6 protein-coding genes are annotated in these 4868 nt (G+C 45.5%); 4 read left to right on the top strand and 2 right to left on the bottom strand.

The features are described 5' to 3' along the window. On the top strand, window positions 1-262 hold a 262-nt coding region (locus B147_RS32340; protein ID WP_033397936.1), incomplete at its 5' end, for a hypothetical protein. Here the strand turns inward: B147_RS32340 and B147_RS33435 are convergent. Both B147_RS33435 and B147_RS0106130 read right to left on the bottom strand, forming a co-directional pair. Then, window positions 231-521, bottom strand: a complete 291-nt coding sequence (locus tag B147_RS33435) for a DUF2845 domain-containing protein (RefSeq protein ID WP_020586352.1) — start codon at window positions 519-521, stop codon at window positions 231-233. The genes B147_RS32340 and B147_RS33435 overlap by 32 nt on opposite strands. 321 nt (window positions 522-842) lie before the next feature. Further along, the gene (locus B147_RS0106130; RefSeq protein ID WP_020586351.1) at window positions 843-1460 is read right to left on the bottom strand and encodes a TetR/AcrR family transcriptional regulator; all 618 of its coding nucleotides are present in this window, start codon (window positions 1458-1460) and stop codon (window positions 843-845) included. A 245-nt stretch (window positions 1461-1705) separates the two neighbouring features. On the opposite strand from B147_RS0106130, the gene B147_RS0106125 reads away from it, so the two are divergent. The 3 genes from B147_RS0106125 (at window position 1706) to B147_RS0106115 (ending at window position 4812) form a co-directional block, all read left to right on the top strand. Beyond that, a complete protein-coding gene (locus B147_RS0106125) occupies window positions 1706-2740 on the top strand; it encodes a C45 family autoproteolytic acyltransferase/hydrolase (protein WP_157237799.1) in 1035 nt (344 codons plus the stop codon). Window positions 2741-2776: 36 nt separating this feature from the next. Then, window positions 2777-3604, top strand: coding sequence for an EFR1 family ferrodoxin (locus tag B147_RS0106120; protein ID WP_020586349.1), 828 nt, complete (start codon window positions 2777-2779; stop codon window positions 3602-3604). Between the two features lie 899 nt (window positions 3605-4503). Beyond that, window positions 4504-4812 (top strand): hypothetical protein, encoded by a 309-nt coding sequence (locus B147_RS0106115; protein WP_020586348.1) that lies wholly within the window; start codon window positions 4504-4506, stop codon window positions 4810-4812. Window positions 4813-4868: the final 56 nt, after the last annotated feature.

The raw sequence follows: 4868 nt of genomic DNA, 5'->3' as shown, positions 1-4868 counted from the left end.
CGGCATGGCATCGGCACATGCTTTATGTCATGCTGGCGCAGCACTTTCTTTTTCGACTCAGGCAAAAAGTAAAAAAAACTGCTTAAGTTTAGCCATGGTTAAAAAATTGGTCCAAGTTGTTTTGTCGATCAATTCTTTTACATGGAAAGGGGCTATAAATATGATAAAGTATCACCTCAAACGTAACGACATTGCGTATGAAAGCCATAGAAAAAGAACGATGGCTCTCGCTAAAGAGTTAGGTGTTCAAGTGTCGCTGTAGTGATAAGATACATTTGTTTACTCCCACGCTCGTTAATGATATAAAGCCATTCCTCTACTATCCGGTAAACACCGCTGTTCTTATCCACCCCTACAATTTCCTTTGAAACAGGTGGTCCGCAATCTTTTAAGATTTGGTATTTGTGCTGTCCCTCACTCGCCAAATTTCTCTTACCATCACCGCATCGGAATGCATAAGTGTAACCGGCTGAACTGAATAAAAAAGTAAGTATTACCGTCAATGTGATAATTTGTTTCATGATATCCTTTCCATAAAAAAAATAAGAGGAAATTTAATCTATACATAGCCTCTAAACTGAATATAGAATAAGGTGAGCATTCTATGACCTGCCGCTATTGATCAAATTTCCCGAACCACAATATCTATAAGTCCAGGCGTTCATTTTTCTCACCGTGATAGGAATTTCCTGTTTTTCTAACGAAATAACAATGCAACTACTTATTTTTACCTATAAAAACCACATAATCACCTGTTAAACTCAAATGCCAACAAGGTAAAACGTGTCACGCCACCTATTATTGCAACCCCGTTTGTTTAGGCACAGAGACTCGGTCCCACCTCAGGGACTCAAAGAGCGAATCATCTCGGCCATGGTGCTTTGAGCCTGGGCCAGGGCGGTTTTAGGGTCTTCTGCACGAGCTGCCCAGAAGGCCGCCTCATTAGCAGCACCTGATATGATATGGGCTAAAGCATCAACGGGGAAGGGTCGAAGTACTCCGTTGTCCATGAGTTCTGCTAAAAAAGCGCGGTATTTTCCTTGGACATGATCCTCATCAATCTCTCGCCATTCTTCCCAGCCTATTACGGCGGGTCCTTCGGTAAGCAAAATACGTTGCAACCCAGGGTCGAGACAGGCGGCTAAAAACTCATTGTTTCCTGCAATGAGCATCTCCATAGGGTCCTGGACCTGTTCCACAGCGATTTTTACACGCTTCTCAATCTCTGTTTGCACCTGATTCAGTACTGCACGGAACAGTCCTTTCTTGCCATCAAAATGATGATATAGCGCTCCACGGGTAACACCTGCGGTTGTTACAATTTGTTCGGCGGATACCCCTGCAAAGCCGTATTCGGCAAATAAACGCCGTGCCTCAACAAGGATACGGTTGGTGGTGCGCTGGCTACGCTCATCCTGCTTGTTCCCGGTCCCGATATTGGGCTGTTTGTCTTTTTTCATAAAACCCTCCTTGACATACATACAGTATGTATGTAACATATTTTCGCACAATATCCAATGAAAAAGGATATGAAGCGGTGAAAAATATAGATCTTAAATCAAGGATAAACACAATGTTCTCGCAATACAATGTCAACAGAAGACAATTCCTGAAGATGGCTGGAATGGCCGCAATAGCGAATTGGACAAAGCCTGCTTGGGGGGATACTTTTATGAAAAAAAATGTGAAGATGTCGTTGATTGAATTGACTGGTACACCAGCCGAAGTGGGCCGAGGCTGGGGGAAAGCCATGGCTGAAAACATGCATCAGGGCTTGAATCGGATACTTACCGCGGTGAACGAGGTTCACAAGACGTCGCGCACGGAAGCCCTGTCTTATGCCATGAAGCTGTGGCCGATAGCAAAACAGTTCGACCCTGAACTTGAACCCTTTGTTCGCGGTCAGGCACAGGGTGCAGGAATGAGCCTGGAGGAGGCGTGGGCGACACGATGCGGCCTGGAACTGCTTTTTGTGAACACTGGCCTCGCTGCAATGTGCACCACCCTGGCCGGCACAGGGCTGGCGACTTCTGATGGTCAATGCATCATGGGCCAGAACATAGACTGGTTCAAGGGTACGCCGATTGCTCTTCTACATATCAAACGAAGTGACGGCCTGAGACAATTGGTGCTGCCTTTGCTGGGCTTGGGTGAATACACTCTTAATTCAGCAGGTTTGGCCTGTTGTCTCAACGGTGTTTCGGCCATGCAGCCAAATCTGCAGCCCAAAATTTCCATGGGAGCTTATCTGCCAAGAGCCATGCGACAAACTGACATAACCAAGGCCCGCCAGTTGCTGGAACAGGCATGCCGGGGGATAGTTGCCGTTACCTTGGCAGACGCAAAAGGCAACCTTTTGTGTATTGAAGGTACGCTGGACGACCATGAAGTTCTCCAACCCCATGACGGGTTTCTTACCCACGCCAATAATTACAAGACATCGCGCTTTCAGGCAGTGGACGGCTGCCAGATGATATTCCCAGACAGTCAGGCTCGAACCGCACGCATGAATGAATTGGCCGCTGGACTGGCCGGACAACTCACACCCCAGACTCTTGGTCAAGCACTGATGGACCACCAAGGGTACCCCAACTCGATCTGCCGCCACCCGGATCCAGCCGTGCCGTCAGGATTACAAGCCGAGTCACTGGGGTCGTTTATAATGTTGCCGGCTGAGAGGGCCATGCTGGTAGCTGTAGGCAACCCCTGTACGCATGAATATGTACGTTATGATGTTTGATTGAGATTGAACAAAATTTCAACATGGAGGCATTATATGAAAATCAAATCAGTACGTTGTATCTGCTTTTCCCCAACGGGAACAACAAGGACTATTGCAGAAAATATTGCTAAGGGCATCCATCCTGAATGTGTGGAATTTCTTGATATAACGAAAAGATCACAGCGCAATGATCTATTTTTGTTGGACAAAGACGAGATCGTCATTTTCGCAACCCCCGTATATTACGGTCGTGTGCCCGAGGAAATTTTACCATACTTAACTTCATTAAAAGCGACGCAGACCCCTGTTGTCCTTGTTGCAGTATATGGGAACAGAGCATTTGAAGATGCCCTCAAAGAATTACATGATATAGCTGTTAATGCCGAATTTATTCCAGTAGCTGGCGGCGCCTTTGTTGCTGAGCATTCGTATTCCTCAAAAACTTATCCTATTGCAGCAAATCGTCCTGATGAAAGTGATATCCGAAAAGCGCAGGAGTTTGGGGTTGCGATTCGAAAGAAACTGCAAAATGCTGAATCATCGGGGCATTTAACTGCGATTACAATTCCAGGCCAGTCTCCCTATATCGAACCTGTGAACCTAAATATGATAAAAGAAGCACGATCAATTGTAGCCTTAACCCCGGAAACAGACGCAGCAAAATGCACAAAGTGCGGGCAATGTGTCGAAGTATGTCCCACTGGAGCAATTTCTCCTGATGACGTTACTCAAACAGATAGGTGGCAATGTCTTATATGCTTTGCATGTGTGAAAATCTGTCCGGAAGAAGCAAGGCAAATGAACGAGCCAAATTTCCAATCAGCTATTCAGGCATTACAGCAAAACTGCCTGGATAGGAAAGAGCCAGAAATATTTTTATAATAACCGGATGATGAGCTTAAGTGTTGAAAACGCTCTGGAAGTAACAGGGACAGTCCGGGGTGGGCATCCATTCCGAAAATTGAGGTGCCCTTGGTCTAAAGAAGCGCGCTTTTTGACCTAAAATCCAGCCTAAAATCCCACGCTCTCATACCTAATCAAAAAAGTATAGGTATTATAAATCAAGAATTATCAGGTAGTTTATCGTGGGACAGCAGGAACCGCTTCATGCCTTTTATCCTCCTCCCCCCTTTGGGGGGGATAAGAGGGGGGGACATGTGCTATAGCCTCATTGGCTAATTATAATAAAGGAGGAACAGCACATGCCCCCGACCTGGAATTCATTAATATCCTTTCTGTCAGAAATCACAAGAAAAAACAGTTCGTCCACAGTGCAATGCACCCATTGCGGTAACCGCAGAGCTTATACTAAATGGGGGTGCTATAGAAGATACCTGTTTAATGATAAGCTGATAAATATCCAAAGATACCGGTGTGATAATGATCTATGTCATAGAAAAACGTTCTCTATACTGCCGCATGCTTTTCTGCCCATTGAACGGGCCTCCGTGTGTATGCTGATGTTCGTTTTAACCTTGTATGAGCAAGGGAACAGCATTGCTCAAATAGCCAAGAACACAGCTAATACCTGGCCCCGTATACGAAGATGGATCGCCAAAGCCCTCTCGCTCAGAGACTGGTTGAAAAAAGAATATGGTCAAACTTGTCCCTGTTTTTGCCGGACTGCTGACTGGTTCTCATTTACCCGGGATTTTTCCTGGGCTTTTTACCCTGCAAGATGTCGGTAACAGGCCACCAACACAAAACGAATATGTTATAAAAACAGTTGGTTTGTTAATCGTGAAGCCGTTGTTGTTAACTTTTTATCAGCGGAGGAACAAATGACAGACCAAACTGACACAAATTTTGACCTGGCCCTCTGGCGTTACGGGATTATCAGTCCTCTTTTACACAGGGATGCGAACGCTTTGCCGTTTGGTGAGATGCTTGATTTGGCATCCTGGAATACCTATGTCCATCCAAACGGCGATCACATTACTCTAAGTGCGGAAACCATCCGCAAATGGCTGTACCGGTACCTTAAAAGCGGCTTGCCTGGCCTTGAGGGTAAAACGGGCGCATTCCCATTTTCCCGGTTTGAAAAAAGCCTATCTTTGAGAACAAAAAACGTGATAGTTTCTTCTCGCTGAGACGACTATAAAATTGGACTGTGCTGATGAAAAAAGCTGAAGATTGCAATACTGTT

The sequence above is a fragment of the Desulfobacter curvatus DSM 3379 genome, assembly GCF_000373985.1.
GTDB classification, from domain to species: Bacteria; Desulfobacterota; Desulfobacteria; order Desulfobacterales; family Desulfobacteraceae; genus Desulfobacter; species Desulfobacter curvatus.
Note: the sequence above shows the minus strand (reverse complement) of the source record. Positions and strands in the feature narration are given on the sequence as shown.

Excerpts from the sequence above, each read along its gene's own strand:
- B147_RS33435 (WP_020586352.1), bottom strand. The coding sequence starts at position 521 with ATGAAACAAATTATCACATTGACGGTAATACTTACTTTTTTATTCAGT.
- B147_RS0106120 (WP_020586349.1), top strand. The coding sequence starts at position 2,777 with ATGAAAATCAAATCAGTACGTTGTATCTGCTTTTCCCCAACGGGAACA.
- B147_RS0106115 (WP_020586348.1), top strand. The coding sequence starts at position 4,504 with ATGACAGACCAAACTGACACAAATTTTGACCTGGCCCTCTGGCGTTAC.
- B147_RS0106130 (WP_020586351.1), bottom strand. The coding sequence starts at position 1,460 with ATGAAAAAAGACAAACAGCCCAATATCGGGACCGGGAACAAGCAGGAT.